Source organism: Mesorhizobium sp. EU05-FHT14A09 (assembly GCF_058790995.1).
Genome location: NZ_JBYTDF010000001.1, coordinates 698,203 through 721,352 on the forward strand (window position 1 = coordinate 698,203; position 23,150 = coordinate 721,352).

At 62.5% G+C, this 23,150-nt stretch carries 22 protein-coding genes; 11 read left to right on the forward strand and 11 right to left on the reverse strand.

The features are described from left to right. Positions 1–14 precede the first annotated feature (14 nt). Positions 15–2,132, reverse strand: a complete 2,118-nt coding sequence (scpA, locus tag AC3WTO_RS03110) for a methylmalonyl-CoA mutase (RefSeq protein ID WP_492459219.1) — start codon at positions 2,130–2,132, stop codon at positions 15–17. Next, positions 2,129–3,571, reverse strand: a complete 1,443-nt coding sequence (locus AC3WTO_RS03115; RefSeq protein WP_492459220.1) for a methylmalonyl-CoA mutase subunit beta — start codon at positions 3,569–3,571, stop codon at positions 2,129–2,131. Before AC3WTO_RS03115 ends, scpA begins: the two co-directional genes overlap by 4 nt. A 187-nt stretch (positions 3,572–3,758) precedes the next feature. On the opposite strand from AC3WTO_RS03115, the gene AC3WTO_RS03120 reads away from it, so the two are divergent. The 3 genes from AC3WTO_RS03120 (at position 3,759) to AC3WTO_RS03130 (ending at position 6,268) form a co-directional block, all read left to right on the forward strand. Further along, positions 3,759–5,273, forward strand: a complete 1,515-nt coding sequence (locus AC3WTO_RS03120) for a helicase HerA-like C-terminal domain-containing protein (RefSeq protein WP_492459221.1) — start codon at positions 3,759–3,761, stop codon at positions 5,271–5,273. Between the two features lie 25 nt (positions 5,274–5,298). Beyond that, positions 5,299–5,829, forward strand: coding sequence for a GNAT family N-acetyltransferase (locus AC3WTO_RS03125; protein WP_492459222.1), 531 nt, complete (start codon positions 5,299–5,301; stop codon positions 5,827–5,829). A gap of 76 nt (positions 5,830–5,905) precedes the next feature. Beyond that, positions 5,906–6,268, forward strand: coding sequence for a hypothetical protein (locus tag AC3WTO_RS03130; protein WP_492459223.1), 363 nt, complete (start codon positions 5,906–5,908; stop codon positions 6,266–6,268). Positions 6,269–6,283: 15 nt separating this feature from the next. Here the strand turns inward: AC3WTO_RS03130 and AC3WTO_RS03135 are convergent, their stop codons facing one another. The 3 genes from AC3WTO_RS03135 to AC3WTO_RS03145 form a co-directional block, all read right to left on the reverse strand. After that, positions 6,284–6,457 carry a hypothetical protein gene (locus tag AC3WTO_RS03135; protein ID WP_492459224.1) on the reverse strand — a complete coding sequence of 58 codons (174 nt, stop codon included), beginning with the start codon at positions 6,455–6,457 and terminating at the stop codon, positions 6,284–6,286. A 175-nt stretch (positions 6,458–6,632) separates the two neighbouring features. Further along, a complete protein-coding gene (locus AC3WTO_RS03140; protein WP_492459225.1) occupies positions 6,633–7,460 on the reverse strand; it encodes a DUF8605 domain-containing protein in 828 nt (275 codons plus the stop codon). 137 nt (positions 7,461–7,597) lie between these two features. Next, on the reverse strand, positions 7,598–8,419 hold the full coding sequence (locus AC3WTO_RS03145) for a L,D-transpeptidase (protein WP_492459226.1): 822 nt from the start codon (positions 8,417–8,419) through the stop codon (positions 7,598–7,600). Between the two features lie 415 nt (positions 8,420–8,834). On the opposite strand from AC3WTO_RS03145, the gene AC3WTO_RS03150 reads away from it, so the two are divergent. From AC3WTO_RS03150 to AC3WTO_RS03165, 4 genes are all read left to right on the forward strand, one after another. Beyond that, positions 8,835–9,713 carry a branched-chain amino acid aminotransferase gene (locus AC3WTO_RS03150; protein ID WP_492459227.1) on the forward strand — a complete coding sequence of 293 codons (879 nt, stop codon included), beginning with the start codon at positions 8,835–8,837 and terminating at the stop codon, positions 9,711–9,713. A gap of 210 nt (positions 9,714–9,923) precedes the next feature. Then, positions 9,924–10,520 carry a superoxide dismutase gene (locus AC3WTO_RS03155; protein WP_492459228.1) on the forward strand — a complete coding sequence of 199 codons (597 nt, stop codon included), beginning with the start codon at positions 9,924–9,926 and terminating at the stop codon, positions 10,518–10,520. Positions 10,521–10,723: 203 nt separating this feature from the next. Beyond that, a complete protein-coding gene (locus tag AC3WTO_RS03160; RefSeq protein ID WP_492459229.1) occupies positions 10,724–11,161 on the forward strand; it encodes a c-type cytochrome in 438 nt (145 codons plus the stop codon). Between the two features lie 4 nt (positions 11,162–11,165). Beyond that, on the forward strand, positions 11,166–12,107 hold the full coding sequence (locus AC3WTO_RS03165; RefSeq protein WP_492459230.1) for a c-type cytochrome: 942 nt from the start codon (positions 11,166–11,168) through the stop codon (positions 12,105–12,107). A 169-nt stretch (positions 12,108–12,276) separates the two neighbouring features. Here the strand turns inward: AC3WTO_RS03165 and AC3WTO_RS03170 are convergent, their stop codons facing one another. Genes AC3WTO_RS03170 through AC3WTO_RS03180 form a run of 3 tightly spaced genes read right to left on the reverse strand, consistent with a single transcriptional unit; the run spans position 12,277 to position 16,686 of the window. Beyond that, complete coding sequence (locus AC3WTO_RS03170) at positions 12,277–13,491, reverse strand: MFS transporter (protein ID WP_492459231.1); 1,215 nt, start codon at positions 13,489–13,491, stop codon at positions 12,277–12,279. Between the two features lie 59 nt (positions 13,492–13,550). Then, positions 13,551–14,537: an AraC family transcriptional regulator gene (locus AC3WTO_RS03175; RefSeq protein ID WP_492459232.1), complete on the reverse strand. Its 987-nt coding sequence runs from the start codon at positions 14,535–14,537 to the stop codon at positions 13,551–13,553. A gap of 43 nt (positions 14,538–14,580) precedes the next feature. Then, a complete protein-coding gene (locus AC3WTO_RS03180; protein WP_492459233.1) occupies positions 14,581–16,686 on the reverse strand; it encodes a S9 family peptidase in 2,106 nt (701 codons plus the stop codon). Between the two features lie 412 nt (positions 16,687–17,098). Here AC3WTO_RS03180 and AC3WTO_RS03185 point away from each other — a divergent pair, with 412 nt between their 5' ends. Next, positions 17,099–17,524 carry a Ros/MucR family transcriptional regulator gene (locus AC3WTO_RS03185; protein WP_054308879.1) on the forward strand — a complete coding sequence of 142 codons (426 nt, stop codon included), beginning with the start codon at positions 17,099–17,101 and terminating at the stop codon, positions 17,522–17,524. Positions 17,525–17,704: 180 nt separating this feature from the next. Here AC3WTO_RS03185 and AC3WTO_RS03190 read toward each other — a convergent pair whose 3' ends face one another. Next, a complete protein-coding gene (locus AC3WTO_RS03190; protein WP_492459234.1) occupies positions 17,705–18,133 on the reverse strand; it encodes a SufE family protein in 429 nt (142 codons plus the stop codon). A gap of 136 nt (positions 18,134–18,269) precedes the next feature. Further along, positions 18,270–18,641, reverse strand: a complete 372-nt coding sequence (locus tag AC3WTO_RS03195) for a DUF5330 domain-containing protein (RefSeq protein ID WP_492459235.1) — start codon at positions 18,639–18,641, stop codon at positions 18,270–18,272. Positions 18,642–19,195: 554 nt separating this feature from the next. On the opposite strand from AC3WTO_RS03195, the gene AC3WTO_RS03200 reads away from it, so the two are divergent. From AC3WTO_RS03200 to AC3WTO_RS03210, 3 genes are all read left to right on the forward strand, one after another. Beyond that, a complete protein-coding gene (locus AC3WTO_RS03200) occupies positions 19,196–20,881 on the forward strand; it encodes a sensor histidine kinase (protein WP_492460023.1) in 1,686 nt (561 codons plus the stop codon). Further along, positions 20,856–21,671, forward strand: a complete 816-nt coding sequence (locus AC3WTO_RS03205; RefSeq protein WP_492459236.1) for a peptidoglycan-binding protein — start codon at positions 20,856–20,858, stop codon at positions 21,669–21,671. Before AC3WTO_RS03200 ends, AC3WTO_RS03205 begins: the two co-directional genes overlap by 26 nt. Before the next feature lie 93 nt (positions 21,672–21,764). Then, entirely contained in the window at positions 21,765–22,112 is a 348-nt protein-coding gene (locus tag AC3WTO_RS03210) for a DUF1491 family protein (protein WP_492459237.1), read from the forward strand. Here the strand turns inward: AC3WTO_RS03210 and AC3WTO_RS03215 are convergent. Then, on the reverse strand, positions 22,099–23,037 hold the full coding sequence (locus AC3WTO_RS03215) for a hypothetical protein (protein WP_492459238.1): 939 nt from the start codon (positions 23,035–23,037) through the stop codon (positions 22,099–22,101). The two genes, AC3WTO_RS03210 and AC3WTO_RS03215, sit on opposite strands and share 14 nt — an antisense overlap. Between the last annotated feature and the right edge of the window lie 113 nt (positions 23,038–23,150).

Sequence of the window (23,150 nt, forward strand, 5' to 3'; positions counted from 1 at the left end):
AGCCTGCAACCGGTTCAGTCCAGCAACCTGTCCACCAGCCGCTCCGCCGCTTCCGGGATGACCGTACCGGGCGGGAAGATTTCGGCAGCACCGGCCTTCAGGACAGCGTCGAAGTCCTGTGGCGGGATGACACCGCCGGCGACGATCAGCATGTCTTCACGGCCCAGTTTCTTCAGCACGGCTTTCAGTTCCGGCACCAGGGTCAGGTGGCCGGCGGCAAGCGAGGAAACGCCAACGATGTGGACGTCGTTCTCCACCGCCAGCTTGCCGATCTCCTCGGGCGTCTGGAACATGGCGCCCACCGTTACGTCGAAGCCGAGGTCGGCAAAGGCCGTGCCGATCACCTTCTGGCCGCGGTCATGGCCATCCTGGCCGAGCTTGGCGACCAGGATGCGCGGCTTGGCGCCGTGCTTCTTCTCGAAGACAGCGATCTTTTCCTGCAGTCGGTCGACTTCCGGGTTCTCGCCGAGAGCGGCGCGATAGACCCCGGAGATCATCTGCACTGTAGCGACGTGGCGCCCGAACGCCTTTTCCAGCGCCAGCGAGATTTCGCCGACGGTCGCCTTGGCGCGGGCGGCCCGGACGGCGAATTCCAGCAGATTGCCGTCGCCTTGCGCCGCCTTCGACAGATCGTCCAGCGCCTTTTCGACGGCGCTGACGTCGCGCGTGCCTTTCAGCTGCTGCAGCTTCGACAATTGTCTTGCCCGCACTTCGGCATTGTCGATCTTCAGCACGTCCACTTCGATGTCGCGCTCGGGGCGGAAGGCGTTGACGCCGACCAGCATCTGCTCGCCGGAGTCGATCCGGGCCTGGGTGCGTGCCGCCGCTTCCTCGATACGCAGCTTTGGAATGCCCTTTTCGAGCGCCGCCGCCATGCCGCCCAGCTTTTCGACTTCCTCGATATGAGCCTGCGCGCGTGTCGCGAGCTCATGCGTCAGCTTTTCGACATAGGCCGAACCACCCCACGGATCGATGATGCGGGTGGTACCGCTCTCCTTCTGCAGGATGATCTGCGTGTTGCGGGCGATACGTGCCGAATGATCGGTCGGCAGCGCCAATGCCTCGTCGAAGGAATTGGTGTGCAACGACTGGGTATGGCCCTGGGTCGCAGCCATCGCCTCGATCATCGTGCGCACGATGTTGTTGTACGGATCCTGCGCCGTCAGCGACCATCCGGATGTCTGGCTGTGGGTGCGCAGCGACAGCGAGCGCGGGTCCTTCGGCGCAAAATTCTTCTCGATGAGTTCCGCCCAGAGCAGGCGCGCGGCGCGCAGCTTGGCGACCTCCATGAAGAAGTTCATGCCGATTGCCCAGAAGAACGACAGCCGTGGCGCGAACTTGTCGATGTCGAGGCCTGCGGCAACGCCGGCGCGCACATATTCGATGCCGTCGGCGATGGTGTAGGCGAGTTCCAGGTCAGCCGTCGCACCGGCTTCCTGCATGTGGTAGCCGGAGATCGAGATCGAGTTGAACTTCGGCATGTGCCTGGACGTGTAGGAGAAGATGTCCGACACGATCCGCATCGAGGGTTTCGGCGGGTAGATGTAGGTGTTGCGCACCATGAACTCTTTCAGAATGTCGTTCTGAATGGTTCCGGCGAGATCCTTCTGCGCAACGCCCTGTTCTTCGGCGGCGACGATGTAGAGCGCCAGGATTGGCAGCACCGCGCCGTTCATGGTCATCGACACGGTCATCTCGTCGAGCGGGATGCCGTCGAACAGCTGGCGCATGTCGAGGATGGAATCGATCGCTACGCCCGCCATGCCGACATCGCCGGCAACGCGCGGATGGTCGCTGTCATAACCACGGTGCGTGGCGAGGTCGAAGGCGATGGAAAGGCCCTTCTGGCCGGCGGCGAGATTGCGCCGGTAGAAGGCGTTGGACTCTTCAGCCGTTGAAAAACCGGCATATTGCCGGATCGTCCAGGGCTGCTGGACATACATGGTCGGATAGGGGCCGCGCAGGAACGGCGTCAGGCCCGGATAGGTATCGAGATTGCCAAGTCCCTCGAGATCGGCCTGGTCATACTGGCGTTTGACCGCGATGCCTTCCGGCGTTTCCCAGGTGCCGCTGGTCGTACCGGATGGCGTCCGCGGCGCCACCCAGTCCATGTTGCTGAAATCTGGGATCAAGCCGGTCCTCCGGCCGCCAGGTCGTCACGTACCGGCGGCAGTGCTTCGCAAAACACGATGCCGTCGGTCGGCACCGTCCGCGGCGTGGCATCGAGCGTCTCCACCGGGCGCTCGCTCTTCAAGGGATGCAGCGTGGTGCCGACGATGGTGCGCTCGCCACGGTGATAGGCTTCCGCCCGTGCCTTGCGGGCTGCCGCGATACGGCCCTGGATGTGACCGTCCTTCAGGCTGGGAAGCACGCCGCCTTCCTTTTCGATCTGCCTGAATTCCTTCCAGGCTGCCTCGCACAGGCTGTCGGTCAGGGCTTCGATGCTGCCTGCGCCGAAGGCCGGATCGCCGACATGGTCGAGATGGCTCTCGCGGGCGACGACGAGCTGCGTGTTGCGGGCGACGCGGCGCGCGAACGCGGCGGGCAGGCCGTGCGCGATGGTGTGCGGCAGGATCGAGATCGAATCGGCGCCGCCGACCGCAGCGGCGAAACAGGCGATGGTCGAGCGCAGGATGTTGGTTTCCGGATCGAGCGCCGTCACCATCCGGTAAGACGTTTCCGCGTGCACGCTGGCGGGCGCCGGCTGGATTGAACTCGCTTCGAGCACGCGTGTCCACAGGCGGCGCAGCGCCCTGATCTTGGCGATCGACAGGAACTGGTCCTGGTCCACGGACAGTGCGAAACCGATATGCGGGGCGGCATAGATCAGCGCCTGCCGCGCCTCCTCGAACAGCCGCAGATAGGACACGGCGGAAGCCAGCATGATGCCCAGCTCCTGCGCCTCGGTGGCTCCGGAATTGTGGAACACGCGCCCGTCGGCCTCGAGCAGCACGCCCGGCACATCCATGGCGAAGAAATGCGCCAGCGACTGCGGCATCGAGGCCTGCAGCGCCTCGATCGACATGCGCAACCGGCCCGTACCGGCGAAAATCGCGGCCGGGTCGATGCCGAAGGAAAGGTTGAGCCTGGCCGGGTCGACGCGGCGTTTCGCCAGGAATGCGGTCAGCCAATCGGCCATGGCGCGACTTGCGGGGTGGACGTCGACGCGCAGATAGGTCTTGTCGAGCGGCACGTCCTCCAGCACGCGCTCGATCGTGTCGGGCGCATAGGGCAGGCCATAGCCGAAGGAATTCGGCGCGCCTTCGAACACCAGCGACAGCCCGGTCGCGCCTTGCGCGATGTCTTCCGCCACCTGCAGGCGTGCGCGTTCGACATCGGGGTCGTCTACGCGCTGCGAGATGATCCAGGGCTTCAGCGGGTTGGCGCGCAGGCTGTGCTCGCGACCGGCCGCGCGCTCATAGAGCGGGTTGATGCGGATGCCGTCGTCGGTCTGGGAAACCAGCTTCTCTTCGAACGAGGCACCAGCCAGCGCCTTCTCGGCCAGCGCCAGCCAGCGCTGCCGTTGCGGATTGTCGGGTTCGCTCGGTTCGTCGACGGCTTTGCTGCCCATCATCTATCCTCGTCTTCCGGCCGCATCAGCCACTTTCAAAATCACTCTAAGGTCCATTGCCGCGCATCGCAATGCGGCCAATGTCGCAAGCAGGTCACTAACGCCTTTGAATTTGGTGGTTGCGTTACTATACCTGCGACGGGACTGGTTTGTGACGATTTGCACAGCGGCTTTGCGGAGACGAGATATGGCTGACGAGACAAGCATCTTCCTGGGCGCCAGCCGCAAGCCGGATGACAGCTACCAGAAGCCGGAGAGCCTGCTGCTGCGCTATGGCAACCGCCACGGGCTGGTCACCGGCGCCACCGGCACCGGCAAGACCGTTACGCTGCAGATCATGGCCGAAGGCTTTTCCAATGCCGGTGTTCCGGTGTTCTGCGCCGACATCAAGGGCGACCTTTCCGGCATCGCAGCGATGGGCGAGGCCAAGGACTTCCTGGTCAAGCGCGCCAAGGACGTGAAGCTCGACCCTTATGAGTTCCAGGAATTCCCCGTCATCTTCTGGGATCTGTTCGGCGAGCAGGGGCATCCGATCCGCGCCACGGTTTCCGAAATGGGCCCGCTGCTCCTGTCACGGCTGATGAACCTCACCGAAGCGCAGGAGGGCGTGATGAACATCGCCTTCCGCATCGCCGACGAGGAAGGCCTGCTGCTGCTCGACATGAAGGACCTGCAGGCGCTGCTGGCCAACATCGCCGAGCGTGCCAGCGAGATCGCTGCGCGCTTTGGCAACGTCACCAAGCTGTCGGTCGGTGCCATTCAGCGCTCGCTGCTCATCCTGGAACAACAGGGCGGCGCCAATTTCTTCGGCGAGCCGGCGCTGCGCATCCCAGACATCATGCGCACGACGCGCGATGGCCGCGGCGCCATCAACGTGCTGGCGGCCGACAAGCTGATGGCCAGTCCGCGCCTCTACGCCACTTTCCTGTTGTGGCTGATGTCGGAACTGTTCGAGCAGCTTCCGGAAGTCGGTGACCCCGACAAGCCAAAGCTGGTCTTCTTCTTCGACGAAGCGCATCTCCTGTTCGACGATGCGCCGAAGGCGCTGATCGACCGGGTCGAGCAGGTCGTGCGGCTGATCCGCTCCAAGGGCGTCGGCGTCTATTTCGTCACCCAGAACCCGCTCGACGTGCCCGAAACGGTGCTGGCCCAGTTGGGCAACCGTGTGCAGCATGCGCTGCGCGCCTACACGCCGCGCGAGCAGAAAGCGGTGAAGACGGCGGCGGAAACCTTCCGTCCCAATCCCGATTTCGACTGTGCCAAGGCCATCACCCAGCTCGGCACCGGCGAGGCGCTGGTCTCGACGCTGGAGGAAAAGGGCGTCCCGTCGATGGTCCAGCGCACGCTGATCCGCCCGCCGTCCTCCAGGCTTGGGCCGATCACCGCGGAAGAGCGCCGCAGGCTGATCACCGAAAGCCCGGTCGCCGGCCAGTATGACGAGACCATCGACCGCGAATCGGCCTTCGAGATGCTGCAGAAGAAGGCGGCCGAGGCGCAGGCCCCGCAAGAAGGCGGTTCCGGCTGGACATTGCCGGATTTCGGCGGTGGCAGCCGCCAGCCTTCCGGTCAGCCGCGCGCGCCACGCCCGTCGAACCGGCAGACCGTTACCGAAGCCGCCATCAAATCGGTCGTGCGCTCGGTCGGCTCCTCGCTCGGCCGCGCCATCGTGCGCGGCATCCTGGGCAGCCTGTCGCGCCGCTGATCCGCGGCGACAGCAGGTTGCCGGGATGACCGTTGCACGCCGGCTCCTGCACACGGAGCGTCTTGTCCTGCGGCCGACCGTGGCTGCGGATGCCGGGCGGGCATTCGAGATCCAGTCGGACTGGCAAGTGACACGCATGCTGCGCATGGCGTCGTTTCCGCCCGACCGGCAGGAGATAGGTCGATGGTTCCTCGACCAGCCACGCGAATGGCTGGCCGGTGAGGCGTACCGTTTTGCCGTCGAGCACGAAGGGCGCATGACCGGCATGGTCGACATCGACGAGATCGGCGACGGCGTCGGCAGCCTGGGTTATTGGTTTGATCGCGTGTCGTGGGGCAATGGCTACGCATTCGAGGCGGCAGAGGCAGTCATGCGCTTTGCCCGCGAGGAGGTCGGCTTGGCCGGGCTCAAATCCGGGCACGCGGCCGACAATGCCGCTTCGGGACGGGTTCTGGCGAAACTCGGCTTCAGCCTTGTCGATACCGTCCAGCTGTTTTCCCGCTCACGCGGAGAAACGATGGATCAGCGCCGCTACGCCTTGAGCTTCCGCAACTGATCGTCGCGCAGTCTTTCGCTTTGCGTTCTCCCAAATTGTCATGATTTTTCGAAGGTCGTATTCAGGAGCGCCGATTATGCTGGCAGCTCTTGGTGGGGCGTTGCGCATGCGACATGTACTTCTTTGCATGGCAGTGACTTGCAGCCTGACCCAGGCCGCAACGAGCGAGCCGCTGTCGCGCGAACGATGGGAGGGCCTCGGCAAAATCTATCGCGAGCGGCCGATCCGTCGCCAGGAGATGGTCTCGAATTGCACGGCCAACATATTGGCCATGCCCACCCCTGATTTCATCAAGGAGATTGAGCGAGGATACGGCATGTCGGGCGCCAGGGCGGTCGCGCAATTCTGCGCCGACTACTACGAATCCATAGGCGACGGCAGCTTGAAATATGAAGACGTCTATGGCGAGACGGCGCCGCCCGCACCGCCCCCACAGTGACAGCACTCGTTCCGTTCAACGACCCTGGTTGTGATCCAGCCGCAGAAGATCGCTGGCTTCGACCCGTGCCAGCTCGAGCAGATAGGCCAGGACGCTGTGGCCGTCCCGTGCGGCGGTCTCATTGTGGGCGCTGAGCAGCGCGCGCATGTCCTTCAGCGATCTGCGCTGGTTTTCCGTGAGCGTTCGCATCCGTTCCTCCTCCGGGATTGGCTCATATCGAATGCGTCGTATATGGCGGTTGTGCTCGTTCCCGGGCATACGGCAAATGCCGTATTTCGGCATGCCGATGCAACTGCAGCGCGAAAATGGTTAGCCTTTCGTCAATGGGGGATCAGGCTGTTCTGACCGGGTGCGCTTGATCGGGCTATCGCACCGAGGCGACCGCATCCGGCTGGCCATTCCCGGACAGGATCTGTGCCGTACCCAGCATGGCGTTGCGGAACGCATCGTCGAAACTAACGCCGCGCACCTGCCAGCGATAATCCTTGCCGTTGGCGGCAAGCTGCCAGTCGCCGACCCAGCCGAGCGCCTCCGCGCGCCAGGCCAATGTGCCTGCAAGCGCCAGGTCGCCACCCAGGGCCTTCGCCGTGGTGGCCAGCGCTTCCGGCTTCCTGTCCTGAACAGGCTCGCCTTTGCCGGGCAGCACCACCGGCATCCCGGCTTGCCTCGCAGCCACCGCCAGGGCGGTGCGCATGTCGGCGGCTTGTGGCGCGTCGGTGTCCTTCGCCAGCGTGAAATCGTCGCCTTTCATCGGCTTTATCTCGAAGACGGCAACGATCTCGGGGCGCGCAGTCCACGGCTTGCGGCCAAGCGAATCCAGCAAGGCATCGATCTTGTCGGGGACGAAGTCGGCGGTGAGATATTGCGGCCGGTCGTAAGTTCCCTGCTCGTCATGCGGTGGACGGTTGTTGAGCAGGTCGCGATAGCTGAAATCCTTGACATAATCGGCCGCGCGGCCGGCCATATCCTTGACACGAGGGTCGCCGATCAGGCGGGGATCGCCGGACAGTTTGACCAGCACTTCGGTGAGGCTGGGTGCCAGGGCGCGCATCCGGTTCGCTTCCCCGAAACCGTTGGTCACCGATTGCGCCCGGTAGAGCATGGCGCGGTCGATTTCCGCCGCGCTGGCGCCATGGTTGGCCGCAGCCCCGAACCCCGCCAGCAGCAAAGCAAACGCCAGATGTCCCCGCATGCGCCAATCCTCCGCTTAACCGCAGCTTAGAACAGGATCCGGCAAACGCGCAGGGTTTTCGGATAGGTCTCGGCCAACGAAAAAGCCGCCATCCGGTCGGATGGCGGCTTTTTCGAAGTAGTTTCCGATCGTGTTGCTTAGAACCACGAGCGGCCGGCAGGGCCGAGCAACCGTGCTTCCGGCACACCTTCGTCGATCGGGATGCCTTGTTCATCAGGGGCAGCCGGTGCGACCGGTCGACCGGCAACGTCGGTGACGATCACCTTGGCGCCGTTCTTGACGCGGTCGTAGAGGTCGATGACGTCCTGGTTCATCAGGCGCACGCAGCCCGACGATACGGACTTGCCGATCGAACTCCATTCCGGTGAGCCATGCAGGCGATACAGCGTGTCTTCGCCGTTCTGGAACAGGTAAAGCGCGCGTGCGCCGAGTGGGTTCTTCAGGCCGGGCGGCATGCCGCCATTGTCGGCGCTGAATTTCCGCAGTTCCGGCTGCCGCTGGATCATTTCCTCAGGCGGCGTCCACTTCGGCCACTTGCGCTTCCACTGCATGACGGCGCTGCCCGACCAGGCAAAGCCGGCGCGGCCAAGACCGACACCGTAGCGCAGTGCGCGGCCACCCGGCAGCACGACATAGAGGAAGTGCGTGGACGTCTCGACCACGACGGTGCCGGGCTTCTCACCGGTTGGATCGGGGACCACCTGGCGCAGGAACTGCTGGTCGATCTTGCGGTAGGGGATCGCCGGGATTTCGTAGTTCTCGTCCACCACGGGGCCATACATGATGGCGTAGTCCGGCAGCACCGGATCCGGCGGCGGAGGCGGGGCCACCGGCGCGACGGGCGGCGGTTCCTGGGAAACGGTGGTGCAGGCGGCGAGCGCCACCGACGCGGCACCGACCAGGGCGGTGTTCAGGAACCCACGACGGGTTATCGAGAAGGCGGGCGGCGTCTTGATCATGATGGCCTTGGATAATTCGATATGTCGAAGAAAGCATGAACGGGCCAAAGCCCGCGTGGTTGCTTCCTTTTTCGAGTTGGCGCGATAGGCGTTTCTGAATCGGGCGGCAAGGTGGACAAAAAGAGGCGAGGCGATGACAGGTGAACGACTGTTGCCGATCGGCAACGCCATTTTGAGGCGTTTGACGGAAGTTCAGGCTGGTTGGCGGAGATTTGGAACGCGCCAGGGCTTGCCGCGCCTGACATTGGCTCTCCGGTGAGCCCGTCCGATCACATCTGCGTGACGATCTGCAGGAAAGCGTTATGACGCCCGGACTGTGCTGGCCTTACCGAATATGACCGATGCCGGTTGACGGGGTCGTTGCGGAACGACCAATCTCCGCAGCCTCATTGCGGCAAGAAAACGGGATACGACAATGAACCTGGCAGCAGCGGCGCTTTCAACCACATGGACCTTCGTCGACGGTGATTGGCACGAAGGCAATGTGGCGCTTGTCGGGCCGCGCAGCCATGTGTTCTGGCTGGCATCCAGCGTCTTCGACGGCGCGCGCTGGTTCGAGGGTGTTGCGCCCGACCTTGACCGTCATGCCGCCCGCGTCAATGCATCGGCCATCTCGCTTGGCCTCAAGCCAACCAGGACGGCGGAGGAAATCATCGGCCTCACTTGGGAGGGATTGAAGAAATTCGACGGCAAGACCGCCGTTTACATCCGGCCGATGTACTGGGCCGAACACGGCGGCTACATGGGTGTGCCGGCCGATCCGGAATCGACGCGGTTCTGTCTGTGTCTTTATGAAGCGCCGATGCTGCCGCCGGCCGGGTTTTCGATCGGTGTGTCGTCGTTTCGGCGTCCTTCGCTGGAAACCATGCCGACGGACGCCAAGGCCGGCTGCCTCTATCCCAACAACGGCCGTTCCATCCTCGAAGCCAAGGCGCGCGGCTTCGACAATGCGTTGGTTCTGGACATGCTGGGCAACGTTGCCGAGACCGGCTCGTCCAATGTCTTCATGGTCAAGGACGGCCATGTCTTCACCCCGGCAGCCAATGGCACGTTCCTCTCCGGCATCACGCGGGCGCGCACCATCAAGCTGCTTGCCGACTACGGCTTCCGCACCACCGAGAAGACGCTGACGGTGAAGGATTTCCGTGAGGCGGACGAGATTTTCTCGACCGGAAATCATTCGAAAGTGGTGCCGATCACCCGCTTCGAGGATCGTGACCTGCAGCCGGGTCCCGTCGCCAAGAAAGCGCGCGAACTCTACTGGGAGTGGGCCCATTCGGCACCGGCGAACTGAGGGCCTGATGCGCGCCGCGATCTTTCAGATTGCTCCTTGCGCTTCGGACCCTAAATTTTGCGCATGTCGTCATCGCAAAACCGCTACACACTTTGGCGCGACATGCTTTAGAAGATGGCCGGCGCTCCGTTTTTCGGAGTTGTCGCTGCCCGATCCAACCCTATCTTAGTTCGGTATCGACACTGATTTTTGCCACAAGGGAGTTTATCCATGGCCTTCGAATTGCCCGCCCTGCCTTACGATTATGAGGCGCTTCAGCCCTTCATGTCGAAGGAGACGCTGGAATATCACCACGACAAGCACCACAAGGCCTATGTCGACAACGGCAACAAGCTGGCCGCAGAGGCCGGCCTTGAGAATCTGTCGGTCGAAGAGGTGGTGAAGCAGTCGTTCGGCAAGAACGCCGGCCTCTTCAACAACGCAGCCCAGCATTACAACCACGTCCACTTCTGGAAGTGGATGAAGAAGGGCGGCGGCGGCAACAAGCTGCCGGGTGCGCTGCAGAAGGCGGTCGACAGCGATCTCGGCGGCTACGACAAGTTCAAGGCCGACTTCATTGCCGCCGGCACCACCCAGTTCGGCTCGGGCTGGGCCTGGGTTTCGGTCAAGAACGGCAAGCTCGAAATTTCCAAGACCCCGAACGGCGAAAATCCGCTCGTGCACGGCGCGACCCCGATCCTCGGCGTCGACGTATGGGAACACTCCTATTACATCGACTACCGCAACGCCCGCCCGAAATATCTCGAAGCTTTCGTCGACAGCCTGATCAACTGGGATTACGTGCTGGAACTCTACGAAAAGGCCTGAGATAGCCATTTCGTTCAGGAAAAGCCCCGCTTTTGCGGGGCTTTTTCTTTTTGAAATCAATGCATTGCGGTGGGGTTTCGCAGGGACGCCAGGGCGTTCACCGGAAGTTCAGGGCGTCGGTGGTGGATATTCGGGAATTTTTACGCCACCTTGGCCGTTGTCCGCAGGCATATGCCTCATCTTTCAATCACGGAGCCCACGGAATGAGAAAGCTAGTCCTCGCCATCTCAATGCTCGCCTTCGCAGGTTCGGCCGCATTTGCCGACCCGATCGCCGACCGGGAGGCTTCGATGAAGGAACGCGGCAAGATTGTCGGCGGTCTTTCCAAGGTCGTGAAGGGTGAGGAGGCTTTTGATGCCGCAGCGGTGCTGGAGCAGTTGAAAGCGCTCGAAGCCAATGCCGACAAGTTTGACGTCGCCGCCTTGTTTCCGGCCGGCAGCGATCAGGGCAAGACCGAAGCCTCACCGAAGATCTGGGAAGACATGGCCGGCTTCAAGGCCGCTGAAGACAAATATCTGGCCGATGTGAAGGCTGCTGTCGCGGCGGCTCCAGCCAATGTCGACGCATTGAAGGAAAGCTTCGGCAAGGTCGCAGCCAATTGCGGCGCCTGCCACAAGGTCTATCGCCTGAAGAAGAGCTGATCCGGTGCTGGGAAAGATAGCCGGCGCCGTCGTGGCGCTGGCTGCGGTCGCCGCGGGTGTCGGCTGGTGGCTGTCGGAGCCGGTTCGGCTGACGGCAGGCGACGTGCGGGGGCTCGGCCAGGGCGATGCCGCGCGCGGCGAGCGTATCTTCCATGCCGGTGGCTGCACCTCCTGCCATGCCCGCCCGAAGGCCGAGGGAGAAGCCAGGCTTGAGCTCGTCGGCGGGCTCGAACTGAAGACGGAATTCGGCACCTTCGTTGCCCCCAACATCTCGCAGGACAAGGCCGACGGCATCGGCGCCTGGTCGATGGAAGATTTCGCCAATGCGATGATGCGCGGTGTCTCGCCGGCGGGCGAGCATCTCTATCCGGCGTTTCCGTATCCTTCCTACGCGCGCATGAAGCTGCCGGATGTCGCCGATCTCTATGCCTTCATGAAAACCTTGCCGGCCGTGCCGGGCAAGGCGGCGGAGCCGGTGCTGTCATTCCCCTTCAACATTCGCCGCGGCATCGGCCTGTGGAAACAGCTGTACCTCGACAGCAGCCCGGTGGTTGCATTCGCGGCCGACGCGCCGGCCGATGTGCTCGCCGGCCGCTACCTGGTTGAAGGGCCAGGGCATTGCGGCGAATGCCACACCCCGCGTGACATGTTCGGTGGGGCAAAGAAGGCCGAATGGCTTGCCGGCGCGAAAGCGGCCGAGGGTAGCGGCGTCGTGCCGAACATCACCGGTGGAGAGGGAGGCATCGGCGACTGGTCTGCCGCCGACATCGCCAACTATCTCGAAACCGGCTTCACGCCGGAATTCGACTCGGCCGGTGGCGCCATGGCCGACGTGCAGGAAAACATGGCAAAGCTGACACCGCAGGATCGTGCGGCGATCGCGGCGTACCTGAAGGCCATCCCGGCGCACAAGGATGGATATCAGTCGGCCAAGCCGCAGAGTTAGAGGTTGACGACGCCTCCGTGGAAGACGTTTGCGCCCGCAGCTGCACCGCCAGTGCACCGGCGGTGCTAGAGCGTTTCCGTCTTTTACGGAAACGCTCTAATTCTTTGTTTTTACGCAAGTCCGGACGCAAAACCGTGTGCACTTTTCCTGGAATTGCTCCAGGCAAGGTTTATCCGCGCGGCTGCAGCAGCACCAGGGCCGCCGTTACCGCTGCGAGAATGGTGGTAAGGGTCAAAGGCCCCGAAGCACCGTAAGTGTCCACGATATAGCCGCCGACAACCGCGCCGATGGTGATGGCGACCTGAAAGGATACCACCATCAGGCTGCCGGAAGCTTCCAGCGCGTCGGGCGCCGCGCGCGACAGATTGGTCGGCAACACGACCGGCGCCATGCCGAAGGCGAAGCCCCAGAGCGTGACGAAACCGAAGGCGACGCCGATATGCGCACCCCACGACACCAGCGCGAGCGCGCCGAGCCCCATCAGGATCGAGGTGGTAACCAGAGCCATGCGGATGTTGGCGTCCGCCATGCGCCCGCCGGCAACGTTGCCGACCACGGCGGCGATGCCAAATCCGAGCAGCGCCAGCGCGATCGGTCCGGTACCGAGCAGGGTCACCTTCTCAAGAAACGGGCGCACATAGACCGAACCCGCGAAGTGCCCGGTCATCAGCACGAGGATGGCCAGCATGCCGAACTGGATGCCGCGTCGGCGCGTCAGCCGAAGCACGTCGGCCAGGCTGTTGCTCGCGGCCGCCGGCAGGGTCGGCAGGCTGATGAACTGCAGCACCATGGCAAGCGCGGCGAGCCCCGCCGTCATCGCCATGGCGACACGCCAGCCCAGCCAGTCGCTGATCAGCGCGCCGAGCGACGGCGCCGCGATGGTTGCCAGCGAGACGCCGAGGGTGACGATGGCCATGCCCCGGCCGGTCGCGTTGGCGCCGACCAGCCGCGCCACGACCGCGACCGACAGCGCCCAGAAGGCGCTGATCGAGATGCCCAGCCCGGCGCGACCAAGCAGCAGCAGCCAGAAGTCCGTTGCCAGTGCCGAAAGAATGTTGGAGCCGATCGCCAGCGCGCTGAGGACGATCAGCACCGTCTTGCGGTTCAATTTGCCGATGAGAACATTGCTCAGCAGCGCCGCCACTGCGCCCACCGAGGCGGTGGCGGTAACGACTTGCCCAGCCGTTCCCTCGCTGATGCCCAGGTCGCGCGCCATAGGTGTCAAAAGGCCCGCCGGCAGGAATTCAGCCGACACCAGCGCGAAGCTGGTGGCGGCCATCGACAGAACGGCAAGCCAGGTCGTGGTGCTCCAGGACGTTTCGTCCGACGCGTCCTGTTCGATATCTATCGCGGCGCGATCAAGCGATAGGGTTGTGTCCGTCATATGAAGATCTCCAAGGTTTGGAGCTCTTCATAGACAAGCTTTTTCGGATGATATGTATCTTAAAATCCGAATTCCATATCTATTCGTCCGGAAATTGTGCGCCGCACAACGCCGGGCGAGACATTGGTGATGCGTTTGAATGCGCGTGCGAAGGAGGCTTCTGACTCGTAGCCCAGGCGAGTGGCGACTTCGGCGACCGAAAGATCGCCCTGTGCCAGCAATTCCTTCGCGAGCTGCATGCGCAGGCGAGCCAGATAATGCGCCGCGCCTTCGCCAAGGATGGCGCTGAAGCGCTCCGCGAAAACCGAGCGCGATTGACCCGCCAGGCCGGCAAGACTTTCCAGGGTCCAGTTATGGCCGGGGTCGCGGTGCATCGCCACAAGCACGCGTCCGATGTGGGGGTCGCGGATGGCCGCGAGCCAACCGGTGGTCGAGCTGTCATGGCATTTGACCCAGCAGCGTATCAGCCGGGCGGTCAGCAGGTCGGCCATGCGCGACAATATGGTGGCGCTACCCATCTTGGGATGGCATGCCTCTTGGGCCATGGCCTCCAGCAGGGGACTGATGATCGGGTCGTTGGAAGCGACGTCGCAGCCTTTGATGATGACGGGCATCAGGCTGATCAGCGGGTGCAGGGCATAGGCTCCCAACGCCATCGAGCCACAAAACAACACGCTGGCGGCGCCTTCGCCCTGCTGCACCACTTCACAGACATTGCCGCCAAGCTGGGTCACTTCGCAACTCGTCATGCAGTTGCCGGTAACTTCCGGCGCACTGGCCAGGCGGTGCTCGACGCCTTGTGGCAGCAGCACGAGATCGCCCGCGCGCAATTCCTGCCAGCCCTCGGCCTCGGTGTGCACCCAGCACGGCCCGTCACTGACAAAGTGAAACCGCAGCAAAGGTTGCTGGGGAAAGGTGATGCTCCATGGATGTCGCAGTTCGCAACGGCCGTAGCTGACGCCGCTGAGCCGAAAATCCTGAAGGATTTGGCTCAGCGCGTCTGTCGGGACGGGTGGCGGCGACGACTTGGACGAATAGTGCAGCATTCTGCTATTCTATGTGCCGGTCGTCCGAGTGGCAAGCGGGCCGCTACGCGGTCTGCTTGTCCGTTACCTTCAGCGCGAACGCGTAGTTCAGCGCGACTTCCTCCAGCCGCGAGAAACGGCCGGACGCGCCGGCATGGCCGGAGTCCATGTTGATCTTGAACAGGACCGGGTTGTCGCCGCTCTTCAGTTCGCGGAGCTTGGCCACCCATTTCGCCGGCTCCCAATAGGTGACACGCGGATCGGTGAGCCCGGCGACGGCGAGGATGGGCGGATAGTCCGCCGAGCCGACCTTGTCATAGGGCGAATAGGCCGCGATCGTATTGTAGTCTGCCTCCGAGGCAATCGGATTGCCCCATTCCGGCCATTCGGGTGGCGTCAGGGGCAGCGTTTCATCGAGCATGGTGGTCAGCACGTCGACGAATGGCACTTCGGCCACGATGCCGCCGAAGGCCTCCGGTGCCATGTTGACGATCGCACCCATCAGCATGCCGCCGGCCGAGCCGCCCTGAGCGACGATACGATCATGGCTCGTGTAGTGTTCGGCCACCAGATGCCGGGCGACCGCGATGAAATCCTTGAAGGTGTTCGTCTTCTTGGCGCGCTTGCCGTCCTCGTACCAGGCGTAGCCCTTGTCTTTGCCGCCGCGGATATGGGCGATCGCATAGACGAAGCCACGATCGACCAGCGAGAGGCAGTTGGTGTTGAAAGAAGCCGGGATGGTGATGCCATAGGAGCCGTAGCCGTAAAGCAGGCACGGCGCCGAACCATCGATTGCGGTGTCGCGATGGTGGATCAGCGACACCGGAACCAGCTCGCCATCATGCGACGGCGCCATCAGCCGGCGCGTGACATAATGGCTGGCATCGTGCCCCGACGGCACTTCCTGGGTCTTCAGAAGCGCGCGCTGCCGGGTGCGCATGTCATAGTCGAACACCTGCGCCGGCGTCGTCATCGACGAATAGGAAAACCGCACGATGTCGGTGTCATATTCATAGGAGCCGGACAGTCCGAGTGAGAACGCTTCCTCGGCGAAGGAAATCAGGTGCTCCTCGCCGCCGGCGCGTTCGCGCACTACGATGCGCGGCAGCCCGTCCTTGCGCTCCAGCCGGACGAGGAAATCCCTGAAGCCGATGACGGACAGGATCAGCCGGCCTGGCTCGTGCGGAACGACTTCCGTCCAGTTCGCCCTGACGGGATCATGCACGGGGGCTGCCATGATCTTGAAGTCCTTGGCGCCGTCGGCGTTGGTCAGGATGAAGAAGACGTCGCCGCCTTCCTCGAGGTCGTATTGCAATCCGATCTCGCGAGCGGCGACCAGCTTTGGCTCGGCTGTCGGGTTGTTCGCGGATAGCAATCGATATTCGGATGTCTCATGGTCGTTGATGCCGATCATGATCCATTCATTACTGCGCGTTCCTCCGACATTCATGAAGAAACCCGGATCCTGTTCTTCATAGACAAGACGATCTTCTTTCTCGTCGCCACCGATCGCATGGTAGAAAGTCTTGGAAGGACGATGGTTGGCATCCAGCCGCGTGTAGAAGAAACCGCTGTTGTCTCGCGACCAGACACCGCCGCCGCCGGTGTCCGCGATACGGTCGGCGAGGTCTTTGCCCGTGGCGATGTCGCGCACGAGCAGCGTGTGGAATTCCGAGCCTTTGTCGTCGAACGACCAGAGCAATTTCTTGTGATCGGAAGAGTGGTCCACGCCGCCGAGGCGGAAATAGGCTTTTCCCTCGGCCTCGAGGTCGCCATCGAGCAGGATCTGCTGTTCACCGCCATCCCGCGGCATGCGGAAGTAGCGCGGCTGCTCGCCGCCTAGCTTGAACGATGAACCATAAGCGAACGGCCCGTCCTTCATCGGCACGGAGGAATCATCCTCCTTGATACGCCCCTTCATCTCGGCAAATAGCGCCTTCTGCAGGTCGGTCGTGTCCGCCATCAGCGTTGACTGGTAGCTGTTTTCGGCCTCCAGGTGGGTTCGGATTTCCGGTGCCAGCACCGAGGGGTCCTTGAAGACCTCCTGCCAGTTGTCCGCCCTCAGCCAGGCATAGTCATCGGTTCGGGTGATGCCGTGGTGGGTATCGGAATGGGGTTGTTTTTTTGCCCGAGGCGCCTCGGCCGCCGGGAAGATTGCTTTGCGGGTCATCCGTATCTCATGCTTTAGAATCCAGGGTTTGACTGAACACGCTGGCCGCCCTCGGTTCAAGGGGCGTCGATGGCTTCGTTCGATGCGAATGCCGCGGTGTTGTCTGACGCCCAGCGCGGCAGCCAGTCGTTGTCCTTGTGCCGACACTTCGGAATAGTTCAAGAAATTCTGGATGAGCGTCGTTGATTAGGCGCAGGGGAGAATGGGAAATGTGTACGTAGTACGAAAAATATCCATCCGTCCAAGAATATTTGCTTCGTTAGTATTAATATAGTCAGGCAATGAATTGACTTACTTGCCTATCAAGTCCATTAAGGCAGCGTGACACGACTCATGGGCGCGCCCTGTTGAGAATCGTGCGACGCCCTCTCAAGAATGGGCAAGACTTAACTCTCGTTGGGACCAGAACGATATGGATATTGCGGAAACGCCCCCTAGAAATAGCGATATGCTGATCGAACTCACGGCGGACGTCGTCGCCGCCTATGTCAGCAACAATCCTGTTCCTGTCGGTGAATTGCCTAATCTGATCGCCGATGTTCACGCCGCCTTGGGCCGGGTGGGCGGAACGGTGGAACAGCCGCCTGCCGACAAGCAGAAGCCGGCCGTCAATCCTAAGCGTTCGGTTCATGACGAATACATCGTCTGCCTTGAGGACGGCAAGAAGTTCAAGTCGCTCAAGCGCCACCTGATGACCCACTATGGGCTCACCCCCGACCAGTACCGCGAGAAGTGGGGCTTGGATGCGAGCTACCCGATGGTAGCGCCGAACTACGCAGCCGCCCGTTCGCAGCTTGCCAAGAAGATGGGTCTGGGCCGCAAGCGCAAGGGTCGCTGAACCGATCGACCCGGTACCATGAATTCCAACGGCGTCTTCGGGCGCCGTTTTGCTTTGGAGCAATTTCGGGAAAAGTGTGCAGCGCTTTTCCCGAAATTGCGTAAGAACAAAGAGTTGTAGCGTTCCCGCTTCCTTGAAACCAGAAGCGCTGTCGCTGCTTTCACCCGCGAATCCGATTACTCAGGCAGGCTGTGTCAGTGCCGTCTCGGCATCATGCTTGATGCGCTTGACCATCGAGCGCAGGCCATTGGCTCGTTGCGGCGAAAGGTGCTCGTCCAGCCCGAGTGCCTTCAGCGTGGCTTCCGCGTCGGTCTTCAGGATTTCGCTGGAGGGCCGGCCGGAGAAAAGTGCCAGCATGATAGCAACCAGCCCGCGCACGATGTGTGCGTCGGAGTCACCCTGGAACGTCAGCACGGGATCCGCATCGCCACCGCGTTCGGTGGTCAGCCAGACCTGGCTGACACAGCCAGGCACTTTGTTTGCCGGCACACGTTGGCTTTCGGGGAATTCGGCCAGGGACTCGCCCAGCTCGATCACATAGCGATAGCGGTCTTCCCACTCGTCGAGCAGGGCGAAGTCGTCGCGGATGGCGTCGATCGTTGTCTTCATGCAGGCGATATAGTCACGACGCTCGACACAGTCACGGAAAAAGAAAAACCGCAGGCGCCGAGAGGGAGGCTGCCTGCGGTGATGCCGGAGGTCGGCAAGGGAACAATCAAGGCGTGGAATGCGAGGCGTATCGTGGTCAGCTGTTCGGGTCAGGGCGGGCCGACGGCGTCGGGATGACGCTTCCGGTGATGGTGGCCTGATCGGTGGCCGGAATTGCAGCGGCGGGCCGTGCGACAACCTCTGCGGGCTGCTGGTCGAGCATGTCGGCGGCAATGCGGGCGGTTTCCTGGGCGCGCACGCCGATGGTGTGCATGGCGGCCTTTCCGGTTTCGCAGACATCAGGCTTGCGTTCGCACATGCCGGCGATGTCGCCGACGGCGTCACGGGCGGCCAGCAATGCCTGGATCGGATTGACGCTCTCGCGGCCCTGTTCGTCCGTGCCGAAGCCGAACGGCAGCGCGAGCAGCACCAGGGAGAACCAGAAGGCGGCTCTGAGCAGGAAGAACATGATTAGACCCTCTCTCTTTGCGACCGGACCGCGCATCATTGTGCCGCGATCTCGTTTGTTGAGAGTGATCCTGACACGATCGCACAAAGGACGGCTTGCAGCCAAACCGAGAATTTTCTTCAAATTTTAGATGACCGGGTAAGGAACTGTTTGCGATTTGGACCGCGTCAAATCGGGCGCCGTTTTGTTAGGGTGGCGATAACCATCTAACTGTTTGTCTTTGATGGTCTTTTCGAATGCTTTCGAAGCCTGATGCGAAAACCGTCTTCTCATCGGCAAGCTGATCCGGCTAACCCGGTGTTTACCATGCCCGCAATCGGCTGGGCGTGAGGGCCGTTCGATACCGATATTCGCCGTCGCGCTGTCGTTGTCAGGTTCCGTTTTATTCATTCCTTAAACGCTGGATGCGAGTTTCAGACCAACCAAAAGCGATCTGCAAAGCAGACAGTCGAGAGTGCGTTGCGTTGAATTCTATTGCGACCCGATACACTGACTTGCCCGACGCCGTGGCCGCTGGCTGCGAGCGGCTCGTGCACACGTCCGTTGTCGATCCGATGGCGCGCCGCACGCAGCGTCGCTTCATCGGCCTCATGCTTGCAGCGCCGTTCCTGGCCGCGAGCATGGCGGTCGTGCTGGTCACGGCAAGGCTCGGCGCCGGCGTGACGGTAGCCACCATCTTTGCGGTCTTTGGTCTGTCCTGGTTCATGGCGCTGCTGACTGCCGCCACGGGCCGGCTCATCCCGTCTGCTGGCGCCGCTCTCGGGATCGCATCCGTTGGATTGGCGGGCTTGATCGCAGCCGGTGGCGGACTTGCTTCGCCCCTGCTGGTCCTGGCTCTGGCTCTTCCGGTGGAGGCCTCGTTTGTCGGTGGCCAGCGCCGCGCAGCGGTCTTTGGTTCAATCGCCGCTGTTGCTGCGATTGTCCTTCAGTTCGCGTTGGCTCCTCTGCTGCCGGTCGCAGCGCCTGCGGCCTGGCATTGGCTGTTCCCGGTCGCCTGGGGGCTCAGCTTGCTGCCGCGCGCCGGCGGATTTGCCATGGCTTCGCGCCAGACCGCGCAGGAGCAGCTGCGTCTCGAAGATGTCATCGATGCTGTTGTGTTGCGCATCGCCCAGAACGGAGAAGTGCAGGACGCGTCATCCCAGTCGAGGAGCCTGTTGAGGCTTGCGCCGGAGCTGTTGTCCGGCACGGGATTGTTTGACCGCGTCCACCTGGCCGATCGCGTTGCCTATCTGTCGGCGCTTGCCGACATGCGTGAGGGCGCAACGTTGCGCCGCGTCGAATTGCGCGTGCGTCTGCCGAAGGCCGAGGCCACGGATTTCGGTGCCAACCACAGGCCGTTCCTGCTGGAGTTGATGCGTGCGGGTGACGACATCGTTGCGCTTCTGCGCGTCAATGACGAGGCGGTCGATCTGAAGGAAGCGCTCGAAACCGCACGAGCATCCGCTGCAGGTGCCGATGTCGCCAAGGGTCGTTTCCTGGCCGCGGTCAGCCACGAGCTGCGCACGCCGCTCAATGCCATCATTGGCTTCTCGGACATGCTGCTCAACGAGATCTTCGGTGGTTTCAAGGACCCTCGGCAGAAGGAATATGTCGAACTGGTGCGCGATTCCGGTCAGCACCTTCTGGCCGTCGTCACCTCGATCCTCGATGTCTCGCGCATCGAATCGGGCGCATATTCGGCGCAGCCGGAGCCCTTCCGTTTCGTCGACGCCGTTGAGATGTGCCGGTCAATGATGCGTATCCAGGCCGAGACCAAGAACATCAGGCTGACCACGCAGATCCCGGCCGATGCCGGCGAGATCAATGCCGATCGCCGCGCCGTGCAGCAGATCCTGATCAACCTGGCTTCGAACGCGATCAAATTCACGCCGGATGGCGGTGCTGTCTCGATCGGCGCCCGCCGGCTCGGTTCGCGGTTGCATTTCTGGGTGAACGATACCGGCATCGGCATCGCGGAAGCCGATCTCGGCAATCTTGGCAAACCCTTCATGCAGATACAGAACGACTACACCCGCCGCTTCGAAGGCACCGGGCTTGGCCTGTCACTGGTGAAAGGGCTGGTCGCGTTGCATGAGGGCACCATGTCGATCGAAAGCGCGCCGGGCGAGGGCACCAAGGTGACCATCAGCCTGCCCGTGGACGGCCCGAAGGGTGGTGCGGCCAAGCCGACCGTCCTGCCGCTTTCCCAGCCACGGAATGAGAAGGAGGCCGGCGTTGGCCCGCTCCGCAAAACAGCCTAAGAAAGGGACGCGAGCCAAGCAGCGTCCCGGCATGCTGCAGGCTGGGACCGCGGCGCTTGGCGAGGCCATCGCCAACAACCCTGTGCTGGTGGGCGGTTCGACGGCCTTCCTGGTGACGCTGTTTTATGTTTCGGCCAATGCGCTCTGGTACCAGCCCGGCCTGCATGCCGGCGCCTTTTTCGCCACGCGCAGCTACCAGCATTTTCCGGCATCCACGCCGGTCGAGCCTGAGACGACGATCAACATCGAACGCCCCGAGCCGCAGGCATCGGCAGCGCAGGGCACGACATCTCCAGTCGCAGTCGTCGCCAAAAGCGATCCGATCGTACTGCGTGTGCAAGGCGTGTTGAAAGATATCGGCTACTACGATGGAACGGTCGACGGTCTGACCGGGCCCGCAACGCGCAAGGCGATCGAAGCCTACAGGCAGAAAATGGCCCTGCCGGTTTCCGGTGCCATCGACGAGGCGCTGCTCGATCAGCTCGGCATCGCATCCACCACCGCATCCGTGGTGCCGCAACCGGCACCGCGTGACGAAGTGGCCGGGATCATCGGCAATCAGTCCGGCGCAGCCTCAGCGCAAGGCCAGCAGAAACTTGACGCCCGGATCGTGAAAATCCAGGCAGGGCTGCGCGCTTTCGGCAACAACGACATCAAGGCGGACGGCGTGATCGGTGGGCGGACGAAATCCGCCATCCGCGAGTTTCAGTCGCTGTTTGGGCTGCCTGAGACCGGCGAGCCGGACGAGGCTGTGTACGCGAAGATGCGCGAAATCGGCCTGACCAACTAGGGCTTTCCTCGCTGGACAGCAGCGTACGCCCTGCTACAGCAATCAATCCATGACCAGCAAAATACATTGCGGCCTTCCGTGCGGAGACCGAGCATGCGCGTAACCACCGATTTCTGGGTCTCAGCCATGGTGCGACGGGTCTTTTCGTCGAGCGGCTTCGCGGCTGTGATTCAGCGAGGCGCGACCGAGGCAGGCGCCGTCTTTGTGCTGACGCGCGACCGCTTCGGTGAAGTGACGTTGTTCGGTCCGGCGCCGCAGACCAGTTACGACGAAGCCAGGCCGGACGAACGCCTGTTCGGCAGGCTTGAAACGACGGTTGATGAAGAGGCTGTCAACATCAGGCTGGAACGGGAACGAAAATTCGATCCGGACATCTGGGTGGTTGAGATCGAGCCCGGCACGATACCGATCGAAGAGCTGATCGCGATCAGGACTTCTTGAAACTTTTGCCGAATTTCGGCTGCGCAACGACGGGTTTGTCGGAATTCGCCGTTGTTTCCCGCGCATCGCGAAGGCCCGGCGACATCGCATCGATCTGCCACTGGCTAAGCTGATTGCGCGCCACTTCGACCGGCAGCAACCTGTAGCGGTCGAGGAACAGGCGGATCGCCTGAGGGTGCGGGAAGTGTTGCGGAAAAACGGCAACGGCGATGAGGAAGGCGTGATCCTCGCCAAGCTCAAGCGCCCTCAATGCTGAAAGCAGCCTTGCATAGTCATTGGTCGTGACGATGGAATGGGCCGTGGCAAAGTCGATCCGCAGTGCGTCGGCCAAGGCGGTCTGGAAGAAAACCAGATTGCCGCTGAGTGCTGTCTCGCGCAGTTTCGAATAGGGGCTCGTGTCTCGTGTAACGGCTCGCGTCTCGTGGGTTCCCGCCATGATGGCACGCAGCCGATGACGGACCCCTTCGGCGGCTTCGCTGGATTTCACCGTGGTCTGTTCTTTGGCCTCGGCGGTCTCACCCTCGGCGGCCACGACCAGTTTTGGCTTTTCCAGGGCGCGGATCAAATGGACAATGGCCGGATTGAGGTCCTTGCGACGGCCGATCGCCCGTGCATGCGGCAGTCCGTGCCGGCCTATCAGGGCAATCAGATCGACATCGCCGAGCACCGCAGACCGGATCAGCAAGGGAGCGGCGACATCGACCTTGCTGTCGGCCAGGCGCAGCACCAGTTGCCGCGGTGCATATTCGGTTTCCGAGAGTGCCGCGGCGCCGAAGCGCAGCGCATCGTCGGGGACATCCTCGAAAAGCGGCAGGGCAAGATCTTCCAGCTGAGTGATCTCGCGTCGCGAGGGACGCGGCAGCGAGCAGAAAGCCGAAATGGCGGCACGAAACAGCCGTTCAGCCTTTCGCGTTTCGGTCCGCATAGCGATTTGCCGGAAATCGGAAGAAGACACGGGGTACGCCTGTACAATTCACACCAGCCGCCTTCGTTTCTGCCGGGCCCGTAGCGGGCGGCACAACGTGCGAACAATCTTCA

Excerpts from the sequence above, each read along its gene's own strand:
- AC3WTO_RS03115 (WP_492459220.1), bottom strand. The coding sequence starts at position 3,571 with ATGGGCAGCAAAGCCGTCGACGAACCGAGCGAACCCGACAATCCGCAA.
- AC3WTO_RS03120 (WP_492459221.1), top strand. The coding sequence starts at position 3,759 with ATGGCTGACGAGACAAGCATCTTCCTGGGCGCCAGCCGCAAGCCGGAT.
- AC3WTO_RS03125 (WP_492459222.1), top strand. The coding sequence starts at position 5,299 with ATGACCGTTGCACGCCGGCTCCTGCACACGGAGCGTCTTGTCCTGCGG.
- AC3WTO_RS03130 (WP_492459223.1), top strand. The coding sequence starts at position 5,906 with ATGCTGGCAGCTCTTGGTGGGGCGTTGCGCATGCGACATGTACTTCTT.
- AC3WTO_RS03135 (WP_492459224.1), bottom strand. The coding sequence starts at position 6,457 with ATGCGAACGCTCACGGAAAACCAGCGCAGATCGCTGAAGGACATGCGC.
- AC3WTO_RS03140 (WP_492459225.1), bottom strand. The coding sequence starts at position 7,460 with ATGCGGGGACATCTGGCGTTTGCTTTGCTGCTGGCGGGGTTCGGGGCT.
- AC3WTO_RS03145 (WP_492459226.1), bottom strand. The coding sequence starts at position 8,419 with ATGATCAAGACGCCGCCCGCCTTCTCGATAACCCGTCGTGGGTTCCTG.
- AC3WTO_RS03150 (WP_492459227.1), top strand. The coding sequence starts at position 8,835 with ATGAACCTGGCAGCAGCGGCGCTTTCAACCACATGGACCTTCGTCGAC.
- AC3WTO_RS03155 (WP_492459228.1), top strand. The coding sequence starts at position 9,924 with ATGGCCTTCGAATTGCCCGCCCTGCCTTACGATTATGAGGCGCTTCAG.
- AC3WTO_RS03160 (WP_492459229.1), top strand. The coding sequence starts at position 10,724 with ATGAGAAAGCTAGTCCTCGCCATCTCAATGCTCGCCTTCGCAGGTTCG.
- AC3WTO_RS03170 (WP_492459231.1), bottom strand. The coding sequence starts at position 13,491 with ATGACGGACACAACCCTATCGCTTGATCGCGCCGCGATAGATATCGAA.
- AC3WTO_RS03175 (WP_492459232.1), bottom strand. The coding sequence starts at position 14,537 with ATGCTGCACTATTCGTCCAAGTCGTCGCCGCCACCCGTCCCGACAGAC.
- AC3WTO_RS03180 (WP_492459233.1), bottom strand. The coding sequence starts at position 16,686 with ATGACCCGCAAAGCAATCTTCCCGGCGGCCGAGGCGCCTCGGGCAAAA.
- AC3WTO_RS03185 (WP_054308879.1), top strand. The coding sequence starts at position 17,099 with ATGGATATTGCGGAAACGCCCCCTAGAAATAGCGATATGCTGATCGAA.
- AC3WTO_RS03190 (WP_492459234.1), bottom strand. The coding sequence starts at position 18,133 with ATGAAGACAACGATCGACGCCATCCGCGACGACTTCGCCCTGCTCGAC.
- AC3WTO_RS03195 (WP_492459235.1), bottom strand. The coding sequence starts at position 18,641 with ATGTTCTTCCTGCTCAGAGCCGCCTTCTGGTTCTCCCTGGTGCTGCTC.
- AC3WTO_RS03200 (WP_492460023.1), top strand. The coding sequence starts at position 19,196 with ATGGCGCGCCGCACGCAGCGTCGCTTCATCGGCCTCATGCTTGCAGCG.
- AC3WTO_RS03210 (WP_492459237.1), top strand. The coding sequence starts at position 21,765 with ATGCGCGTAACCACCGATTTCTGGGTCTCAGCCATGGTGCGACGGGTC.
- AC3WTO_RS03215 (WP_492459238.1), bottom strand. The coding sequence starts at position 23,037 with ATGCGGACCGAAACGCGAAAGGCTGAACGGCTGTTTCGTGCCGCCATT.